At 73.7% G+C, this 19986-nt stretch carries 9 protein-coding genes and 1 tRNA gene; 8 read left to right on the top strand and 2 right to left on the bottom strand.

Annotation, left to right across the window (positions count from 1 at the left end; all coding sequences use genetic code 11):
* Positions 1 to 90 precede the first annotated feature (90 nt).
* Positions 91 to 2112: an N-6 DNA methylase gene (locus tag ABGA99_RS07810; RefSeq protein ID WP_347582387.1), complete on the top strand. Its 2022-nt coding sequence runs from the start codon at positions 91 to 93 to the stop codon at positions 2110 to 2112.
* A gap of 62 nt (positions 2113 to 2174) precedes the next feature.
* Here the strand turns inward: ABGA99_RS07810 and ABGA99_RS07805 are convergent, their stop codons facing one another.
* Positions 2175 to 3731 (bottom strand): serine/threonine-protein kinase, encoded by a 1557-nt coding sequence (locus tag ABGA99_RS07805; protein ID WP_347582386.1) that lies wholly within the window; start codon positions 3729 to 3731, stop codon positions 2175 to 2177.
* A 164-nt stretch (positions 3732 to 3895) separates the two neighbouring features.
* On the opposite strand from ABGA99_RS07805, the gene ABGA99_RS07800 reads away from it, so the two are divergent.
* The 4 genes from ABGA99_RS07800 to ABGA99_RS07785 all read left to right on the top strand — a co-directional run bounded on the left by ABGA99_RS07800 (position 3896) and on the right by ABGA99_RS07785 (position 13883).
* Positions 3896 to 5692 (top strand): PD-(D/E)XK nuclease family protein, encoded by a 1797-nt coding sequence (locus ABGA99_RS07800; RefSeq protein ID WP_347582385.1) that lies wholly within the window; start codon positions 3896 to 3898, stop codon positions 5690 to 5692.
* Entirely contained in the window at positions 5685 to 6953 is a 1269-nt protein-coding gene (locus ABGA99_RS07795) for a hypothetical protein (RefSeq protein WP_347582384.1), read from the top strand. Before ABGA99_RS07800 ends, ABGA99_RS07795 begins: the two co-directional genes overlap by 8 nt.
* Positions 6946 to 10731 carry a hypothetical protein gene (locus ABGA99_RS07790; RefSeq protein ID WP_347582383.1) on the top strand — a complete coding sequence of 1262 codons (3786 nt, stop codon included), beginning with the start codon at positions 6946 to 6948 and terminating at the stop codon, positions 10729 to 10731. Before ABGA99_RS07795 ends, ABGA99_RS07790 begins: the two co-directional genes overlap by 8 nt.
* 83 nt (positions 10732 to 10814) lie before the next feature.
* Positions 10815 to 13883 (top strand): DUF3962 domain-containing protein, encoded by a 3069-nt coding sequence (locus ABGA99_RS07785; RefSeq protein WP_347582382.1) that lies wholly within the window; start codon positions 10815 to 10817, stop codon positions 13881 to 13883.
* Between the two features lie 309 nt (positions 13884 to 14192).
* Here the strand turns inward: ABGA99_RS07785 and ABGA99_RS07780 are convergent.
* Positions 14193 to 14265 (bottom strand) — tRNA-Arg (locus tag ABGA99_RS07780).
* Between the two features lie 294 nt (positions 14266 to 14559).
* Between ABGA99_RS07780 and ABGA99_RS07775 the strand changes: the two genes are divergently transcribed.
* From ABGA99_RS07775 to ABGA99_RS07765, 3 genes are all read left to right on the top strand, one after another.
* Positions 14560 to 16422, top strand: a complete 1863-nt coding sequence (locus ABGA99_RS07775; protein ID WP_347582381.1) for a GTPase domain-containing protein — start codon at positions 14560 to 14562, stop codon at positions 16420 to 16422.
* A gap of 665 nt (positions 16423 to 17087) precedes the next feature.
* Positions 17088 to 19241: a GTPase gene (locus tag ABGA99_RS07770; RefSeq protein WP_347582380.1), complete on the top strand. Its 2154-nt coding sequence runs from the start codon at positions 17088 to 17090 to the stop codon at positions 19239 to 19241.
* 118 nt (positions 19242 to 19359) lie between these two features.
* Entirely contained in the window at positions 19360 to 19863 is a 504-nt protein-coding gene (locus ABGA99_RS07765) for a single-stranded DNA-binding protein (protein WP_347582379.1), read from the top strand.
* The last annotated feature ends 123 nt before the right edge of the window (positions 19864 to 19986 follow it).

Raw genomic sequence — 19986 nt, 5'->3', positions numbered from 1 at the left:
CCCGACGCGCGGGAGGGAGAACATGGCCGGATCACGCGCCTATGGGTGAGGGAAACCCCGCCTTCACTGAGAAACACCCAGGGAGATCAGATGACCACGCCCCGTGCCGTACCCGTGTCACTGGCGGAAATCGCCCGCCTCGCGGGCGTCGGGCGGGCCGCCGTCAGCAACTGGCGGCGGCGTCATCCGTCGTTCCCCGCCCGGATCGCCGGCACGGACGTCAACCCCCAGTTCTCCCTGACCGACATCGAGAACTGGCTGCGCGAGAACAAGAAGCTCAAGAAGTCCGACGAGCGTGAATGGCTCTGGCCCCGGTTCGAGGCACTCGGCGGACGCGACGAGACGGGGGCGGCGGTCGCGGAAGTGGGCAGGAGGCTCGCCCGTCGGCACACGGTAGGCGAGTCCGTGTTCCCCGAAGAGGTGGCGGCGCTGATCGAGCGGGCCGTAGACCTCGGGTGGCACGAAGGACGCTCGGAGACCTTCGCCTTTCTGCTGCGGCGCTGGCTGGACGTCCATGTACGGCAGATCGCCACGACCCCCGAGCCGCTGGCCGCGCTCATGGCGGAGCTCGCCACCCGCGTCGCGGCCGTCGGTGGCGGCGTCACGGTGATGGACCCGGCCTGCGGCACCGGCCACCTCCTGATGGCCGCGGCCGAGGCGGTCGAGGGGGCAGGCGGTGGGGCGCCGACCCTGCTGGGCGTTGACCGTGATTCCGTACTCGCGGCACTCGCCGAAGCCCGCCTGAGCCTCGCCGAGGACACATCGGAGACAGAGTCCGCGCGCATCGACGTACGGGAAGGGGACTCTCTGCGCGACGACCCGTTCGCCGACGTCCCCGCCGACATCGTCCTGTGCAACCCGCCGTTCAACGAACGGGACTGGGGGTACGAGGAGCTGGCCACGGACGCCCGCTGGAGCCACGGGCTGCCGCCGCGTACCGAACCCGAACTCGCGTGGGTCCAGCACTGCCTGGCCGGGCTGCGGCCCGGCGGCGCGGCCGTGCTGCTGCTGCCCCCGGCCGTCGCGGCGCGGAAAGCGGGCCGGCGCATCCGCGGATCGCTGCTGCGCACCGGACAGCTGAAGGCCGTCGTCGCGCTGCCGCCGGGATGCGCCGCGCCGCACAGCGTCTCTCTGCACCTGTGGGTGCTGCGTGCCCCCGTACCGGGCGAGGAGTCACGCGCGGGAGGCCACCTACTCGTGGCCGACGGCGTGTCCCGCTTTCCCCGGGACCCGGGCCGCGAGTGGGCTCCGGACTGGACGGCGATCGGCGACTTCGTGCGCGAGGCCGTCGGGCCGACGGATCCGGCCCAGGTCTCTCCCTTCGTACGACGCGTACCCGTCATCGAGCTCCTCGACGACGAGGTCGACCTCACTCCGGGACGCCACATCACCCCGTCCCCGGCGGACACCGCGCCCCGACTGGCGGAATCCTGGTCGGAGTTCAAGGACCTCGCCGCCAGGGTGACCAAGTCGGCCCGGCTGCTCGCGTCGCTCGAACTGACCTCTTCCGCACGGGACTCGCCGGCGGCGACCACCGTCGCCGAGCTGGCGCGGGCGGGGGCGCTCACCCTGCGCGGCGGCCAGCAGCCACCGGAGGGGGCGGTCCATACCGGGCCGCCGTCCGCAGGGGACATTCCGCTCCTGACGGTTCCCGACCTTCTGACGGGCGGCGAACCAAGGGGAAGCCTCGCCGCCGACGACCCCGCGGTGCCCGAGGCCGTGATCGCCGAACCAGGAGACATCGTGGTGGTGGGGGTGGCGCGGGCGTTCTCCGCCTGGGTCCACGAAGGGCCGCCGACCGCCCTGGGCCCCCAGCTGCACGCTGTGCGGGTGCAGTCCGAGCAGCTCGACGCCTGGTTCCTGGCCGGTTCGCTGCGCGCCCCGGCCAACGTCCGGCAGGCCGGGACGCATACGACGAGCTCCTCCCGCATCGATGTCCGGCGCCTCCAGGTCCGCCAGGTGCCGCTCCGCGAGCAGCAGCGCTACGGTGCGGCGTTCCGCGAGCTCGCCGCCTTCGAACAGTTGGCGCGGCGCACCGCCGAACTCGGTGCGGACCTCGTCCACGACCTCGGCGACGAACTGGCGGCCGGGCGGCTCGCGGGCGGGGAGTAGCGCGCCCGAGGGGCCGGGGCTGTGCGGCGAGGTGAGGCGTGTCACGACGCCCCGCCGTGCGGTCAGGCCCCCGGCACGCCTTGGCCGTCCGCGTCCGCGAGCCGGGCCGAGAGCTGGCCGTCGACCTCGCGCCGCACGGACTCGACCTGTACGGCGAGCTCACGCGGTAGGCCCGCGGCCGTACGCCCCGCGGCGTCGACGGCGTCGATGGCGGCGTCCAGCTCACCGAAGGCGAGGCGGCATTCGGCCCGGCGCAGCCGGATCTCCGTACGCTCCGCCCGCTCGGCCGGGCCGTCGCCGTGCAGGAGGGCGTCGTCTATGCCCTGGTAGAGACGGGCGGCGGAGCCGAAGTCGCCGGCCAGCCGGAGCCCGTCCGCTGCTCCCCGCCACACGCGGCGCACCAGCGGGCGGCGTGCTCCCCACTCCCCGCGTGCCCGCTCCGCCAGTTCGCGCAGCCGGCCGGCCGCGTCCCCCGGTTCGCCGGCAGCGATCTCCGACTCGGCCCGGGTGCAGAGCAGTTCCACCTCACCGGCGTCCAGCCATTCCTCCTCGCCTGCCGCCGGGGGCGTGACAGCCGGCACCGCGGGCGTCCGGTGCGGGCGCGGAGCCCGGTCCGGGGGCCGGCGAAGCGGGGCGGTGGGGTCGGGGCGGGTGCGCGGCCGGGGCTCGGGGTCGCCGGGCCGGGGGCCGAGGGGGGCGAGGACGGCCAGGACCTCGTCGACGGGCGGACGCTGTCCGGGCTGCTTGGCGAGCATGCGGACCACCAGGTCGTCGATCGCCTCGGGGATGCCCGCGGCGTACACACTCGGCGGCAGCGGCTCCTCGTAGAGATGCCTCTCGGTCAGACCGGAGTCCGCGCCGAGCGGGAACGGCGGGCGTCCGGTGAGCAGTTCGTAGAAGACGCAGCCGAAGCAGTACACGTCGGTACGCGCGGTGGGCTCGCGCTCCAGAAGCTGTTCGGGGGCCAGGTAGCCGCGGGTGCCCAGGGTGGAGCCGTGCGCCGTGTACCGGGTGGCGTCGGCCCGCAGCGGCTTGGCGATGCCGAAGTCGATGAGGACGACGGCCCCTTCGTCGTTGATCATGATGTTGGGGGGCTTGAGGTCCCGGTGCACGACGGGCAACGTGTGCGCGCAGGCCAGTGCCTCCGCCACCTGCACGGCGACGGCGATCGCCGTCATCGGCGGCAGCGGCGTGTGCTCGTCGAGGAAGGTCCGCAGGCTCACCCCGGTCACCAGGCGCATGGCGATGTACGGCACACCCCGGTGTGCTCCGCTGCCGTACAGCTCCGTGATGCCCGGGTGGTCGAGCGTGCCCAGAAGTGTGGCCTCACGCCGGAACCGGGCGTTCCTGACGGCGAGTTCGGCCGCCCTGTCCTCCGGGTCCAGGGCGTACAGGTCCTCGGAGTCGTGGCGCAGGAACTTCACCGCGACCTCACGGCCCGCGGGAGCCGCGCGGTCCGGGGCGACCTCGCGGGCGCGCCAGACATGGGCCATCCCGCCCTTGCCGAGTGATTCCGTCAGCTCGTAGCGTCCGTCGACCAGATCACCCGGGCCGGGCCTGTACATCTCCGCGTACGAATCCGCGTCCACGCCGCGCAGCTCCTTCGCCTTCCGCACCATTCAGCACACCAGCGTAGCGTGTATCGACACTCTTGCGAGAAATGCATGGACTCAGTTCACAGCTAGTGTCATGCTGGGATTGCGTTCGGGGCTTCGGGTGAGGGTCTGCGAGGCCCGCGGTCCTGGACGCCCTCCTGCCCACGCCGCCCTTCATGGGGGTCACCATGCAGAATCCACCGGGCGTCGCCGGAGACGACTGGCTGATCAAGGCGAGTCCCCGGATGGCCAGGCCCGACGCCCCGGCCTGCCCCGCGCACCGCCGCATGGCGATGCGGCCCCAGCTCCTGGCCGAACCGGCTGTGCCGTTCCTGCCCACGGTGTACGAGGAATTCGGGTTCGGTCCGCTCTTCACGGCGCTCGACCTCGTGGAGCACCGCGGCTGGTCCGTCGCGCGGGTGCACGCGGAACTGCGCGGCACCCGCGGGCCGTTCCGGGGCAGGGGTGCCCCGGTCCACCCCGCCCACCTCGCGTGGACCGCGCACGCCCTGGAGCAGTACGTCGCGGCCCGTGCCCGGGAGCAGGCAGCCGCCCAGGAGTCGGGGCTGCCGCCCACCCTGGCGGTCACCCACCCGTGGACGTGGCGCACGCGCCGCACGGACGCACCTGACGTGCGCGGCGCCCGGCAGTACGAGCACACTCTGTGGGGCCGCATGTACGCGTCCGCCGACGGGACGGTACGTGACCTGTGGCTGCCCTCGCTGAGCCGGGCCAAGACCAGTCGCCCCGAGGCCGAACTCGGAGCCGTGGCACAGGTGATGGCGTACGGGGCGCCCACGCCCCGGCGCAGGGCGCGCGACGAACCCCCGGCCGCGGCGGCCGGCACCACCCGCCCGCCGTCCCTGGTGCGCGTCTTCGACGTGGGATGCGCCGACGGCTCGGTGGAACCGCTGCTCGGCACGGCACCACGGTTCGGCGAAGGGCCCGTCGAGGCGAGGAAGCGGTTCGAGGGCCATGCCGTGCCGGCCTTCCTCGCCGCCGCGACCGGGACCGGCACCCGGCCCGGCGAGAGCTGCGTCGACTGCAAGGCCATCACCGGCTGTACGGACCTGAAGCGCACCCCGGGCCTGTGGGGAGGACGGCCCCCGTCCGCCGCACGCAAACGCCGCTCCCTCTCCGCCTGGGACCTGCGGCTGCACGAAGAATGCCCCGCCCAGTACCACCTGGTGCGGCGTCTGCACCTCAACGATCTGTCCACCGAGAACGAGGGCGCGCGGCGCGGCCGGGCTGTCGACTCCTGGCTGGACGCGCGACACGGCGAGCGGCCGGTGCGCGGCTGCCGGGACCGAGCGGTCCCCGACCCGGCCGCGCTGCGGTCCGGGACCGGCCTGGACGAGACGTCCGCGCGTGAAGCCGCCGGAATGCTGGCCGAGCACCGGCTGCTGTGCCCGCTCAACGGACTCGGCTCCGACGAGCGCGTACTCGTCCAGCACCGGGTGACGGCCTATGTGCCGGAACTCGACGTCGTCGTCCTCGCCGTACCCGATCTGGTGTACACCCACCGCGGCCGGTGGATCTGGCGCGAGACGAAGACGTCCGCCCGCCCGCTGTGGGAGCGAAAGCCGCTGCTCCGCACGTACCCGCAACTAGCCCTCGGCGTCCTGCTGTTCCACGCGGGGGCGCTGGGTGACGACCCGCGCCGCTCCTGGGTCGAGCTGGAGCATCTGCGCGAGAGCCGCGGAGAGAGCAGGCTCGAAAGCGTCGACCCCGGCCGCTCCGAGGTCGTGGACGAAGCCCGGGACGTCATCGCCGGCCTCGCCCAGCCGCTCCTGGGCGACACCACGTACGAACCGAGGACCGGACACCACTGTCACGGCTGCCGGGCGCGGGCCTGGTGCCGGCCCGGCACCGCCTACGTCACCGACCATCCCCTGCCGCCGAGCCCCGGCGCGCCCTCGCACGCCGACGGCCCGGAGCCGAGCGTCCCACCGCATTCGCGAGGAGATCTTCCGGCCCATGACTGACCAACAGCCCTTACCCGACTGGCTGTTCAACCCGGACGTCGTCCTGCTGAGGGACGTCGCCACCGCGGTCCTGCAGCTGGCGGCCGTCGGCGACCTCGACGCCTTCACCCTGCCCTACCCGCCCAGTGCGCAGCGTGCCCTGGACGCACTGGTCCTCCAGTGCCTGCGCAACGGGGCCTCGCCCCCGGCCGGCGTACCCGAGATGATGCGCTGGGCCCGCGCCCGGCCGCTCAGCAGTTGGCCACTCGACCAGCTGCCCCCGGACCTGTTCGACGCCGCGGACCGGCTGATCGACGAGGGCTCGGGGGAACCCGCACAGCTCTGCCACGAACTCGCCGTACGCGGATACGGCGACAGCACCGGGCGCCAGTACGACCGTCTGGTCATCCACGAGGCACTGCGAGCCTGCCGCGCGATGTCGTCGCCCGAGTCCTACACGGCCTTCCGCCGCCTCCTGGTCACCCGGCCCGTCCTCACCGAGGAGGAATGGGCCGAGATCAGCTGTGACCTCTTCCTCGACCCGGTCAGGTTCCTCGTCGAGGAGGTCTACGCTCCCGTCCCCGCCGGGTTCCGGCGGGACGGCTCCTATCTGTGCTGCCACCGCTGTCTGACCCTGCTGCACCCGGTGTCCGATTCCGGCTGGTGGTGCGAGCGGGACCAGTGCCGGCATCGGGGTCCCGCGCCGCACGGCCGGGAACTCGTGGCGGCAGAGGTGGGGGAGCTGCGCCAACTGCGCAAACCGCTGCGGCTGTTCGTCACCGGGCCGGGACGGGCGGAGACCTCCCTGGAGGTCGAACTGCGGGTGCTGGGGCTCACCGTCCAGATGTGGCCCAACTTCGACTCGTACGACGTGCGCGTGACGTTCCCCGACGGCCATGTGTGGGCCGTGGACGTCAAGGACTGGGCCCATCCCGCCTTTCTCGGCCGCAGCGCGACCGCGGTACGCGCCGAACCCCCCTACGACGAGGCGTGCTGGGTCGTCCCGGAGTTCAGGGTCCGCGCACGCCGTGACTACCTCGACAGCTACGCCCGGGAGCGGGGCGCTCAGGCCGGTGGCCTGCGGCTGCTGACGGACAGACAGCTGGTGCGGGCCGCGCGGCTGCGGCTGTCGGGTGACCGCGGGCCGGACGCCTTCATCGGCCCGCTTCCCACCGGAACGGGCCGACCGTCCCGCTCCGGCCGACGGGCCACCGGGAACCACCCAGCGGACAGTGTGACGCCGGCCGAGGACGCCGGGCAGGACGGAGTGGACGATGCGTGACCGCAGCAGCTGGTACGAGCCGGTCGTGGCCGCGTTGGGGCCCTGGCCGGAAGAGCACGCCAGGACCCGGCCCGCCCTGCTGTGCCGGGTCGAGCTGGCCCTGCGGCTGATGGAGACCGTGGCGCCCGGCCACGCCGCCGACGGAGCGTGGACGCTCCTGGGCGGCTACGGTCCCGCCTTCGCCCGCGCCGCGAAGCTGTCCGTCGGTGAGGCGGAACAGGCCGCGCTCGCCGCGGCCCGGCACCTGCTCTGGCCGATGCGCCGCGGACGCATGTGGCGCCAGTCCCTGGACGCCTACCTGCAACTGCCGGAACGGCTGCGTGCGTACCGTGTCCCGGCGGCGGGGGAACCGGCGTACCGGCTTCCCCTCGTGGTCGCCGCCGACCGCTTCGCCGCGTACGACGACGCGCTCGCGCACCTGCCCGGCTTCACGGTCAAGCCGCTGGAGCAGGCGCCGGCTGGCGAGCACCGCTTCATGGACCGCCACCACCGGCGCACCTCCGTCACCGTACCTGCCGACCTGGTACGAGACCCGCACCCCGGCCACCCCCTCACCACCGAACGCCCGGCCGCATCGGGCCCGCTGGACGTACCCCTGACCGAACTCGCCGATGCGGCCCGGTGGATGGACGAAGAGGAGCGGCGCCGCGGCCGAAAGGCGGGCAACTGGGCCCAGCGCCTGCGTGACCTCGACCTCGACACCCGCACCCCGGACGGGACCGCCTTCGCACCGGCGTCCAGGCTGCCGCTCGATCGGCTCACCCACCTCGTCGGCATGGTCGGCGCCGGCAAGTCGACCCTGATGACCCTGCTCGCCGTCTGGGCGCACCGCAACGGCCTGCGCACCACACTCGTCGTGGGTGACGTGGCCGAACAGCTCGCCCTGACCGAACTCTTCCGCGGTCTCGGCCTGAACGCCGCCCTGATCCAGGGCGGCACCACGCGGCCCCAGCACACTCAGCGGCTGCACCGCAGGCTCGCCGCGCGCGGAGCGCACTCGCTCCTCGCCCACACCGACGCCGCGTTCAGGCACCTCAGCACCGCCTGCCCACTGGACGGGCTGCGCGCACTCGACACCTCGGAGCCACTGCGCTACAACGACGCACCGTGCGGCGGCCTGCACCCGGTGCGCCGGGAGAGGACCGCCGAACCCCGCGACGCCGCCGACGAGCTGGCGGCCGAACACGCCGTACGCGAACTCGAACGCGCCCGTGGGGCCGCCGGGAGGCAGACTCACGAGGAGGACAGCGACGAAGAGGAGGAGTGGGGCACCCCGCACGGCTGCCCGCTGTGGAGCGCCTGCCCCCGCCACTCCGCCGCACGTGAGCTGGTGGACGCGTTGATCTGGGTGGCGAACCCCGCCAGCCTTGTCCAGACGGCCGTACCGCGCCAGCTCAACGCCGAGCGCCTGCGCTATCTCGAACTCGCGTGTCTGCGCAGCGACATCGTGGTCGTTGACGAGGCAGACCGCGTCCAGATGCAGCTGGACCAGATGTTCGCGCCGTCGGCCACTCTCGTCTCCACCGGTGTATCCGAATCCTGGCTCGACCAGCTGCAGACCCATGAGATCGCCGAACTCGCCCGGCAGGGACGGCTGCAGCTCTCCGACCAGGACGTGGAACGGTGGTCCGCCGCCCTGGACATCGTCGGTTCGGCGGCGGACCGGCTGTACGCCATGCTCATCGACGACGAAGGGCTGCGGACCTGGGCGCAGATCGACTACTTCAGCGCATGGACCCTCCAGGAGAAGCTGCTGAACGCCTGGTATCCGCTGACGTCCGGCCGGTCCGTCCGGCGACCGGACGGAGCTGAGGCGGCGGACGTCGAGGACGAGAACGCGCTGTACGAGGACGAGGACGCGAGCGGCGGCGAGGACGAGCCGAGGGGGCGCGGCGCCCCCGAGCCGGAAGTGCCCTGGGCGCACCGCCGTGGTGAGATCACCGGGCTCTTCGATACGTTCCGGGACGATCCGCTGGGCGGGCAGGGTCCCTACCTGACACCCGCCGACGAGCTCATCGCCCTCGCCCACGACGTCCTGCACACCCTCGACGAGAAGCGGACACGCCGGCGCGTCCGCGCCCTCCTCGACTCCTTCCTCGTCGGCGCGCCGGGTCCCCGGCAGCGTCCGCCGTCCACCGCCCGCCAGGACGGGGAGCCGGCGCGCGAGGAGGTGCCTCTCACCGAGGAGTGGCGCGAACTAAACGCGCGGCGACTGGAGTTCACCCTCGTGCTCGCTGCGCTGCACCAGCGCCTGGACCGGGTGACGTTCCTGTGGCCCCAGGCGGAGGCGGCGCTGCGGCTCGACGCGGCGAGCCACGAGCTGACCCGCCGACCGCCCCTCGACTACGCGCCACTCGTGCCCGAAGCGCCCATGGGCAACGTCCTCGGCTTCCAGTACCTCATCGACGAACGTGCCGCCGCCCATGACAAGGACGGCCGTCGCACCGGAACCCTGCGCTTCTTCCGCTGCGCGGGCGTGGGCCGCGAACTGCTCCTCGGCCTCCACCGACTGGGCGCCGATCCCGGTCGGGACAAGGCCGGACCGCACGTTCTGCTGATGTCGGGCACCAGCTGGGCCGGCACGTCCACCCGCGCCCACGTCCTCGCTCCCGTCCGGGCGGTGCTCAAACCGCAGCGCAAGGCGTTGCGGTCCATCCGGGACACCGTGTTCCGCACCGAGTTCGTCCACGACGGGGCAGGACAGCCGATCCGCCTCTCCGGACAGCACCCCGACAAACGCGAGGACGTCCTGCGCCTGATGATCGACCGGCTCGCCCGTCCCCGCAGGGACGGAACCACCTCCCCGCTGCAGGGCGAACTCGCCCAGATCCCCGACGAGCGGCGCAGGCGTGCTCTGCTTCTGGTGGGCAGCTACGCGGAGGCCGGGGTGGCCGCCGCGGCCCTGGACGAGATCCCGCGCTGGCGCGGCCGGGTACGGGTCCTGGCCGCCGACGACGCGGAACTGGAAACCGCGGTCGACGGCGCGGCGCCGGCGGGCAGCCGGACACGGAGCACAGCGGCGGTGCGCCGCGGGGACCTCGCCTCCTTCGCCGAGGACGCGGACGCCGAACTGCTCGTCGCCCCTCTGCTCGCCGTCGAGCGGGGGCACAACATTCTCACCACCCCCCGGCGCCCCGGCGAGGAGCGGGTGGCGGCGTTCGGGACTGTGTTCTTCCTGGTCCGGCCACACCCTCGCCCCGATGACCTGTCCCTTGCGGTGTTCGCCATCAACGACTGGGCGAGCCGCTTCGTACGTGGTCAGCTGTCCAGCCCGGACGGAACGTTCGGTGAGCTGGTGAGGGCGGCCGAGGATCTCGACGCGGCGGGCGGCGCCTTCCGGACCGTCGCCCGCCGCGTATGGCGGCACGTGTTGTCCCGCCCCTATATCTACTCCGCTCTCCCCGACGACGAGAAGGAGTCCTTCGTCTGGGACCAGCTTGTCACCATCTGGCAGGTCATCGGCCGTCTCGTCCGCGGTGGCGTACCGGCCCGCGTCGTGTTCGTCGACGCCGCCTTCGCACCCCGGCTGGCGGCGGCGCAGGCTCCTGCCGCCAACGGGAGCGGGCTGTCCCGCACCGGCGACCCGGGACTGCTGGTCCGCCTTCGGGACGTCCTCGCCCCCTACTTCGACGAAACCGGAGCCCGGAACGGCACCGGGAGTACCCGGGGTACCGATCCCGACCCGGCCGACAGCGAACTCGTCAAGCTGCTCTACCGGCCACTGTACGAGGCGCTGCGCGGCCTGAGCGCTCCGCCCGAGCCAAGCGGCACCGACTGACACCCCCAGACCCCGCCACTTCCCACGTCGTCGAAGAGACGGCGCGCCACCGACCACGTACGACATGACAGGGAGAAACGGGCATGTACCAGCACATCCGTCGATCCGCGTACCACCTTGCCGAGGACGGCGAGCCCTGGACCGAGGACTTCCGCGCACTCGCGTTTCCCGAACACTGGCACGCTGACCTCCTCGAACTGCACAACCACGGGCGGGACGAGGAGAAGCGGCGGCTGACCCTGCCGACGCGCCGGTTCGACGGCGTCCTGCAGACCCTCGCCCCCGACGTGATCGTCCGCCCCCGGCCCCGCATCCCCGTCGAGCCGATGCCGGAGCACAGCCACCGGATCGCCGAGGACTTCTGGATGTACGTGCCCGCCTCGGCGTCCGATCCCCTCCCGGACCGCTCCCTCAGCCGGCTCCTGGACGCCTGGTTGCGCACACTCGGCCCCTACGGCGCGGGGCAGGACCCGGGGTTCCGATCGGCGCTGCTCGCGAGCAGCGCCGATCTCAAGAAAAACCTGCCCGCGTGGCAGCCGGTCACCGGCGTCGAACTGCTCGGCGCCCCCGTCACCGCCGGCGGCACCGCCGCCCCCGAATCCCGGCAGTTCCAGCTCGCCACCGACGCGTTGGCCCGCCGCATCCTGTCCCTCGACCCCTACCCCTTCGAAGGCGGCGAGCTGCGCTTTCGCGCGGTACCTCGCGGGCCTCGCGACCAGGGCGCCGAAATCATGTCGCAGCCCCTGTGCCGACCGGTCAAGCGCAAGGAGTGGTGGTTCTCCGTCGTACTCAACATCTCCTTGCACACCGCGCCGTTCGACCGACGGCCGCGCCTCCAGCTGCACTGGGGCGTACGCCGATGGGCGACGCATCCGCGGGCCGCCAGCAAACGCCTCAACCTGCCCTACCGGGAGGCCACCACGGTCTACTTGCGGCCCACCATCCCCTGGCTGCCCGGAGCACCGGCCACCGAGCGCTACGCACTCGCCCGGTTGCGCCGAGACCGGGCGGCCGACGCCTTCACCTGGTCGGAGAACGACACCGCCGGCATCCTGCGCGGGCTGAGCCTCACCGGCAACTTCCCCGACCCGGAGCAACTCCTCACCGAACCGGGCTCATGGATCGGCGAGGGCCGGGGCGTCCGCGCCGCCGTGGTGCACAGCACCAGGATGGGGAAGCACGAGATTGGCACCGGCTTCATGCCCAACCAGCGCGCCCAGCTGACCGAATGGGCCGAACAGGCCCTTCCGGACATGGTGGTGCGGGTACCCGATCTGAGGCGGGGACGCGGTAAGGGCATCGGCGCACCGGAGAACCGGCGACCCAAACCGAGGACCGACGAGGCCAAGAAGACCGAGCTGCTGCGCGAAACCCGGGCGCGCAGGGCGAACCTGGGGGCACAGGTGCGGATCTCCGGCGGGCGCCCGCACCGCAGCGGCCCGCCGCTAGTGGAGGTCCGGTTGCTGTGGCAGTCACCGGAGGTGCGGAAGGAGGCGGTGGCCCAGTTCGCCCGCGTCCTGGGCCTGGACGGGGACGGTGGCGCCTCCGCCGCCGCGGTCACAGACCGGGACTTCGACGAAGCCAGGCCCGGAGCCCCCGTCGTTCTCGAATGGCGGACGGAGGAACTCACCCTGCGGCTGCGCTGCCTGCCCCTGACCGACGGACTCGGCGACCGGTTGGTGCCCGACCCGGCCGTCAGCCCGAAGGGTGCGGCCCTGGCGACGGCCATCGGCGAGCGCCGCCGCGCCCTGCGCTCATGGCTGCGCGCGGACGGCGCCGACCCCGGCCACCCGGAACTCGCCCTGGTGGAGATTGCCCACCGCAGCACCTTCCGTCCCTCGACGGCCGACCCCAAGTTCGCCGTCCGCCTCGGCTGCGCCGACGCCGGGGTACTGACCCAGTTCGTCGTGACCCCGTCGACCGACCGGCAGATCGACAACGCGGACAGCATCGAGCACCGCGCCCACAGCGCCTGGCTCGACGGACTGCGCCAGCTCGGCGTTCGCGTACTGCCGCAGCACACGCTCGGCGACGACCTGCCCGAGGGACTTCAGTACGCCGCCGTCTGGATGGTGAAGCGCCGCAAGGACGGCCCGACCAGGCTGCCCAAGCACCTGCCGGTGGCCGTTCTGGCCACCCCGCTGCCGGACGCGGTGGGTCTGGCAGCCGTGCGCGGCTGGGACGACGCCGCAGGGGAGTGGGTGCCGTATCCGCGCTTCCTCCTCGGCCTGGTGAAGCAGGCCGAGATCGATCCCGAGGCATGCGCGGAGCCTGACCCGCAGGACGGCGGCCCGCATTCAAGTACCCCCCGTGTGACGGGCAAGCAGTGGCGCGCCAACCTCGCTCAGCAGCGCAGGGAGACCGCGGCATTCCTCCAGCGCCTCCTGCACTCGCTGCGCGGTCAGCCCACCGTGCTGATCGCCCACGCACAGAACAGCAGGCGGCACTGGCCATGGCTGCAGGACGGCCGCATTGAGCGGGATCTGATCCAGACGGGCCACGCCCCCGCGGGCCGGCTCGACGACGAACTCCGCCTTGTGCGCGTCCGCGGGTGCGGCGGGCGGGAGGCCGCGCAGTGGTGGGGCCTGGCTGAACCTGGCAAGCCGCAGGGACAGCCGGCTGGCTTCTGGACCCAGACCGTCCCACCGCAAGGCGAGCCCTCCGCAGGCGACCGGACCTTCTACAGCACCACCGAGCGCCCCGGAACCCATGCGGTGTCGCCCGCCCTCGACCGCCTGGCAACCCGGGTCAACGCCGCGGGCAACCTCACGTCGCAGGCGGGCACCAGCGCCTGGAACCCGACCCTGCTCGAGATCGCAGTGCTCGGCTGTCACGCGGGCGACGACCAGGGCGCTCGCGCGCTGGGCAACCCGGATGAGGCCGAGGCCCTGGCCCTCGCCGTACACCAACTGCGCCAGGCGCCGGACTATGCCGCCGCGCTATCCCTCCCGCTCCCGCTCCACCTGGCGGGGCAGGCTCAGGCGTACGTCCTTCCGATGCTCGCGGAGAGCGATGTGAGTCCAGGAGGAATGACTGCGGAGTCCGCTGTGGAGCGGGAGGGGCGGAGCGCGACGGGGGATGACCTGGACCCGGACCTGATGGACGCCGCCGGGCTGACCACGGAACCAGAGAGGGGAGACGACGACGGGTGAAGCTCTTCCGCAGCTCCGTGCTGAGAACAGAGCAGGTGCCGTAAATCGCCTGGCCTGTCTGTCGTCGGCCGATGCATCGTGAGAAGCTGGCTGACCAGGCACGTTTCATCTCAGCGCATCTTGTGGAGTGGGGACGACAGCCTCCTTGGGGACGGATGTGGGGACAGAGGCGCGTCACAGAGGCTTGAAACCGGGGTAAAACGGTCTGTGAGGGTGGCAGGTAGTCCATCGCCAGAGATCTTGCTGCGAGCTGGAGCTGGCAGGTGAACCTGCAGGTTGGGCCCTCCCTGGGGGAGGAGGGCAGCCCTGCGCCCCCGGCAGGACTCGAACCTGCGACCAAGCGCTTAGAAGGCGCCTGCTCTATCCGCTGAGCTACGGGGGCCGGTGTGGCGTGGAACGGTGGCCGGGCTCGGCGGATCCGTGACCTTGCCAGGAGTCAAGGATAGGGCTCCGTTGAGCCACACCCGGTAGCTTCACTCCGGCACCACCTTGTGGAGGTTCAGTGAAGCGTCCCGATAATCGCAGGCGAGTGCGATTCGCGCACCGCTTTTTTCCGGGTGGCGCCGGTGGTGTTGTGCAGTCGTTATGCCCGCGTGGCGGGAGCTTCCGGGTTGAAGAAGGCGCGCTGCAGGGCTAAACGCTTTCAAATTCGGATGGAAGCGGGCATTCTTCGCATGTGGCGACCTCGGACGTACGGCCTGACCTGCTGAACGCACTCTCCGCGCTCCGCGAGTGCGTCGCCGCGGCGCGCTTTCCGCTCCCCCTTCCCGGGGCGGACGGGGCGCGGCGGAGCAGAGCGGAACTGCTGGCCCAGCTCGACGACTACCTGGTGCCCAGGCTGCACCGGCCGGACGCGCCGCTGCTCGCGGTGGTCGGCGGATCGACGGGGGCGGGGAAGTCGACGCTCGTCAATTCGCTCGTCGGCAGATGCGTCAGCGAGTCCGGCGTGTTGCGGCCCACGACGCGGATGCCCGTCCTCGTCTGCCACCCCGACGACCAGTCGTGGTTCGCCGGGCAGCGGGTGCTGCCGCATCTGACACGGGTGTGGATGCCGCGCCAGGACGCGGCGCACGGGCGCGTCGAGGCCTATGAGTCGTACGGCGCGTACGAGGCGCAGGAGGTCGAGGAGCCGTACGGGGAGGGCGGCGGTGCCGGAGACGGCGGCGGGTCGCGTCAGTCGTTCGGGGGTGGCGGTTCCCGTGGGGCGTACGGCGGGGGTTCGCCTGAGGCGTACGGGGCGAACAGGGGTGCCTCCGGGGCGTACGACGAGTGTGACCCGTACCCCGCGCGGGACGTTGCGACGCGGCGCGGTCCTGCCCGGAGGGGCGCGACCTTCGGCGAGGGCGGCGGCGGGCCCGACGGGACGCTCCTGCGGATCGAGGTCGACGAGAACGTACCGAGCGGGCTCGCCCTCCTCGACGCCCCCGACATCGACTCCCTCGCCGGGCACGCGCGGGAGCTGGCCGCCGAGTTGGTGTGCGCCGCGGACGTGTGGGTGCTGGTGACGACCGCCTCGCGGTACGCGGACGCGGTGCCCTGGCACCTGCTGCGTACGGCCAAGGAATACGACGTCAGCCTGGTCACCGTGCTCGACCGGGTGCCGCACCAGGTCGCCGGCGAGATCTCCCTGCAGTACGCGACGCTGCTGCGCAAGGCGGGGCTCGGCGACGTGCCGCGCTTCACCGTCCCCGAACTCCCCGAGTCCGCGGGCGGCGGCAGCGGGCTGCTGCCCGCCACCGCGGTGCGGGAGCTGCGCGACTGGCTCGCCCACCGCGCCCAGGACCCCGAGGCCCGCGCGGATGCGGCCGTCCGGACCGCGAACGGCGTGCTCGCGTCGCTGCGTTCGCGGGTCACGTCGCTGGCCGGGGCGTGCGCCGCGCAGCACGCGGCGACGGCGCGGATGGCGCACCGCGTGGAGCGGTCGTACGAGGAGGCCGCGGAGCGGGCGCACGCCGACCTCGTCGGCGGCAGCGCGTTCGCCGGCGACGCTCTCGCGCACTACCGCAGCCGTGCCCTCACCGGCGCCTCCGGCCCGCTGCTCGACGCCCTGACCGGCAGCGTCGCCGCCGTCCTGTACTGCGCCGTGGCCGCCGCCGACGAGCGGTTCACCGCCGAGCTGCGCCGCGAGCCGGGCGCGGCGGCGGTGCCGTTCGACGAGGCGCGCGCGGGGGCGCAGGAGCGGGTGGGCGTGCTCGTACGGCGCTGGCAGCGGTGCCTGGAGGAGCTGGCCGACGAGGCGTTGCGGGCGGCGGAGCGGCCCGGCGACGCGGATCCGGAGGAGGTCGCGGCGCTGCTGGCGGTGGCGCTGCTCGGCGGCCGGAACGGGCCGGGGGCCGCGGACGAACTGGCGGCGCTGCTGGGCGCGAAGGGCGGGCTGCGGCTGCGGAGCCGGGGCGGGGGACTGCTCGGCACGTACTTCGAGCGGGTGCTCGACGGAGAGCGGGATCGCCGGCTGGCGGCGATCGACTCCCTGGAGGCGCAGTCGGGCCAGCAGGCGCAGTTGATCGCGGCCATGTCGGTGCTGCAGCGGGAGAAGTGACGGACGAGGTGACGGGCGAGGTGGGCGAGGTGCGCGCGGAGGAGACGCCGGGACGCGGCGAATCGGCGGAGGTTCCGGTTCCGATTGGGGAGGCCGCCGAGCCGGCGGTGGGGGCCCGTGGGGTCGATGGGGTGTCCGAGGTGGCTGAGTTGTGTGGGGTCGCGGGGGCGGACGAGCCCGGCGGGGATGCGGGTGGCGTGGCGGATGTGCCGGGTGGTGCGGGCGTGGGTGCGGCGCCTCCCGCCGGCGGGATGTGGGACGACGGGTTGATCGCGCGGCGCGCGGCGCGGTGGGGCGTGCGGCGGGAGCGCCGGGAGGCGGTACGGGCGGAGGGCGGCGCGGGGGTGGCCGACTCGGTGCCGGTGCCGGTGCCGGTGCCGGTGCCGGTGCCGGTGCCCTTGCCGTTGCCCTTGCCGTTGCCGGAGGGCGAGGGGGAGGTGGGGGGCGGTGCCGATTCTTCCGGTGGGGCGGTGGCGACCGCTGCCGGGGACGCGATGGTGGGGGTTGCGGGGGTGGCTGTGTCGGCTGGTGCGTCTGAGGGGTCCGGGGCGTCGGCTGTGGATGCCGTGGACGGCGTGGATACGGGGGGCGGTTCCGGCGCCGGGGTCGGTGCGGGGCACGGGGGTTCGGCGGACGGCGGTGGGCGAGAGGGCGGTGTCGCGGAGATGGGTGCGGACGGCGGGTTGGACGCAGGGGCGGCCGGGGTGCCGGAGCCGGTGGGCGGTGCGGCGGCGGCCGGGGCGGTGGACGGGGGTGCGGGGCCCGGGGCGGATGACGGTGCGGGCACGGGCCTGAGGGCCGGTACAGGGGCTGAGGCGGGCTCCGGTGCGGGGCCCGGCGTCGGCTCCGGTGCGGGCTCCGGTGCGGGGCTCGTTGACGACGACTTCGGAGACGGTGCGGGCCTCGGGGTGGGCCCGGGTGGCGGGGGTTCCGCGGACGGCTCGGGGCGCGGCGGTGCGTACGACGGTGACGGTGCCGTGCCGCGCGCCGCGGGCCGGGGTCGCGGTGGGCCGCGGGCGGGGTACGGGGCGGACGCGGGGGTGCCCGGAGGATGCGTACCGCGTGCCGAAGGCCCCCTGCGCGGGCGGCTCGACGCCCTGCGCGAGCTCGTCGGCCTCTCCCGTACGCGACTCGACGGGCGCACGCTCGCCGAAGCGGGCCGCGTCCTCGACGAAGCCGCCGACCGGCAGCGGCTCTCCCTCGACCACGCGGTCGTCGCCATCGCGGGCGCCACCGGCAGCGGCAAGTCCAGCCTCTTCAACGCGCTCGCCGGCGCCCCCCTCTCCGACGTCGGGGTGCGCAGGCCCACCACCTCCCTGCCCTCCGCCTGCGCCTGGCGCGGCGCGGGCGACCACGCGCCGACCCTGCTCCTCGAACGCCTCGGGCTCCCGGCGCGCGCCGCCCGCCCGCTCCGCGACGACCTCGGGCTGCGCGGACTCGTCCTCATCGACCTGCCCGACCACGACTCGGCGGTGGACGAGCACCGCCGCAGTGTGGAAGACCTGCTGCGCCGGGTGGACGCGGTGATCTGGGTGGTCGACCCGGAGAAGTACGCGGACGCGGCGCTGCACGAGCGCTACCTGCAACCGCTGGCCGGCTACGCCGAGGTGATGTTCGTCGTCCTCAACCAGGTCGACCGGCTGCCCGCGCACGCCGTCGGGCAGGTCCTCGACGACCTGCGCCGCCTCCTCGACGAGGACGGCCTCGCGCTCGGCGAGCACGGAGAGCCCGGCGCGTGCGTGCTGTCCCTGTCCGCGCTCACCGGCGAGGGCGTGGGCGATCTGCGCGCGGAGCTGGTGTCGTTCATCGCGGAGCGCCGGGCGGCCGAACTCCGGCTGACCGCGGACGTGGACGAGGCGACGGCGCGGCTGCGCGAGGTGTACGTCGGCGACGGCGGCGGGGGCGGGCTGGACGAGCGGCTCAGGGCGGAGTTCGAGGACCGGCTCGCGGAGGCGGTCGGGGCGGCGGCCACGGGGCAGGCGGCGGAGCAGTGGTGGCTGCGGGAGGCGGAACAGGCGTGCGGGGCACGGCTGGCGGAGCTGTGGCGACGCCGGCGGCCGGGTGCGGCGGCGCGTGGCGGTAGGACGAAGGGACAGGTGCGCTCCGGCGGCGCGGGGGATCTCCCGAGCCCGCCCGGGCCGGACGGGCGGTCCACGGACGTCGGGGCGCTGATGCCGGAACCCAGGGACGGGGAGCAGGGGCTGGTCCCCGCACGGGCGATGGTCGAGCAGGCCGTACGGACCGTGGCCGAGGAGGCGGGTACCGGGCTGCCGGCGCCATGGGCGAAGGCGGTGCGCGAGGCGGGAGTGCGCGGCGCGGAGGGGCTGGCGGACGGGCTGACGAGGCAGGCGGCGGACCCGGACGCGGGCGCGGAGTCGCCGGGTGCCGAGGTGTCCGGCGCCGGCGGGCGGGCCGTGGTCGCGCCGGGTGCGGGCGACGGGCCCGGGACCGGGGCGGTGCCGCGCCCGCGGTGGTGGTCGGTGGTGGGTGCGGTGCAGCGCGCGCTGCTGGGCCTGCAGGCGCTGGCCGTCCTGTGGCTGGTCGGGGCGGTGTCCGGTGTCACCGGCGTGCCGTGGCCGCTGCCGCTGGCCCTCGTGGCGGTCACCGCCGCTGGCGGTCCCGGGCTGGCGCTGGCCTGCCGGTTCGCGGCGCGCGGCCCGGCGCGGCGGTACGGCGAGGAGGCGGAGCGCCGGCTGCGCGAGTCGGCTGCTGCGAGCGGGCGGGCGCGGGTGCTGGAGCCGATGGCGGCCGAGCTGCTGCGCTACCGCGAGGTGCGGGAGCAGTACGCCGTGGCGTCGGGCGGTAATGAACGGTCCTGACCTGCTGTTACGTGGTCCGGTCCGGAGTTATCCACAGGGGTCGCGGGGGCGGACCTGAGCGGGCAGCATGAGGGGTCGGCGGGCAGGTGACGTGCCCGGACGGGGGAGGTGCGCGGAGATGAACGAGACGATGGTGACCGTGGTGGGGAATGCCGCCACGAGCGCGGATTACCGCACGACGCAGTCGGGGGTGCCCGCGGTGCGTTTCCGCCTGGCGGCGACGGTGCGGAGGTTCGACCAGGCGAGCGGTGGCTGGACCGATTCCTATACAAATTTCTTCACGGTCTGGGCGTGGCGCCAGTTGGCGGAGAACGTGGCGGCTTCCGTGGCCATCGGCGAACCACTGCTGGTGCGCGGCCGATTGCGGGTCAGGGAGTACGAGAAGGAGGGCGTGCACTGCACGGACCCGACGATCGACGCGACGGCGGTGGGCCACGACCTCGGCTGGGGCACGGCGGCGTTCCGCCGGGTGTCGCGACTCAGGCCGTCCTTCGCGGAGCCCGGCAGACCGGACCTGGACGTCGCGGTGCGGGACGCCCTGGCGCCCGCGCTGGAGGACGGGGTGCCGGACACGGCGGAGCAGGGGGACCGGCAGCCGGTGCTGACACCGGACCTGGGCTGACGCGAAACCCCGCGGCAGGGACCGAACCGAGTCCGGGGATCTGAGCCGGCCCGGCATCGGCGGTCCGTGACCCGGGGTGCGGGGCCCGGTTCCCGGGCCCCGGCCCTCCGGCCCCAACCCCTG

The organism is Streptomyces sp. B5E4, from assembly GCF_039871555.1.
Taxonomy (GTDB): Bacteria; Actinomycetota; Actinomycetes; order Streptomycetales; family Streptomycetaceae; genus Streptomyces.
The sequence above is the reverse complement of the archived record's forward strand: the minus strand, read 5'-3'. Positions and strand labels throughout refer to the sequence as shown.

What these genes read in the sequence shown, in the direction of transcription:
- ABGA99_RS07795 (WP_347582384.1), top strand. Translation starts at nt 5,685, where the DNA reads ATGACTGACCAACAGCCCTTACCCGACTGGCTGTTCAACCCGGACGTC.
- ABGA99_RS07810 (WP_347582387.1), top strand. Translation starts at nt 91, where the DNA reads ATGACCACGCCCCGTGCCGTACCCGTGTCACTGGCGGAAATCGCCCGC.
- ABGA99_RS07800 (WP_347582385.1), top strand. Translation starts at nt 3,896, where the DNA reads ATGCAGAATCCACCGGGCGTCGCCGGAGACGACTGGCTGATCAAGGCG.
- ABGA99_RS07785 (WP_347582382.1), top strand. Translation starts at nt 10,815, where the DNA reads ATGTACCAGCACATCCGTCGATCCGCGTACCACCTTGCCGAGGACGGC.
- ABGA99_RS07805 (WP_347582386.1), bottom strand. Translation starts at nt 3,731, where the DNA reads ATGGTGCGGAAGGCGAAGGAGCTGCGCGGCGTGGACGCGGATTCGTAC.
- ABGA99_RS07790 (WP_347582383.1), top strand. Translation starts at nt 6,946, where the DNA reads ATGCGTGACCGCAGCAGCTGGTACGAGCCGGTCGTGGCCGCGTTGGGG.
- ABGA99_RS07770 (WP_347582380.1), top strand. Translation starts at nt 17,088, where the DNA reads ATGGGTGCGGACGGCGGGTTGGACGCAGGGGCGGCCGGGGTGCCGGAG.
- ABGA99_RS07765 (WP_347582379.1), top strand. Translation starts at nt 19,360, where the DNA reads ATGAACGAGACGATGGTGACCGTGGTGGGGAATGCCGCCACGAGCGCG.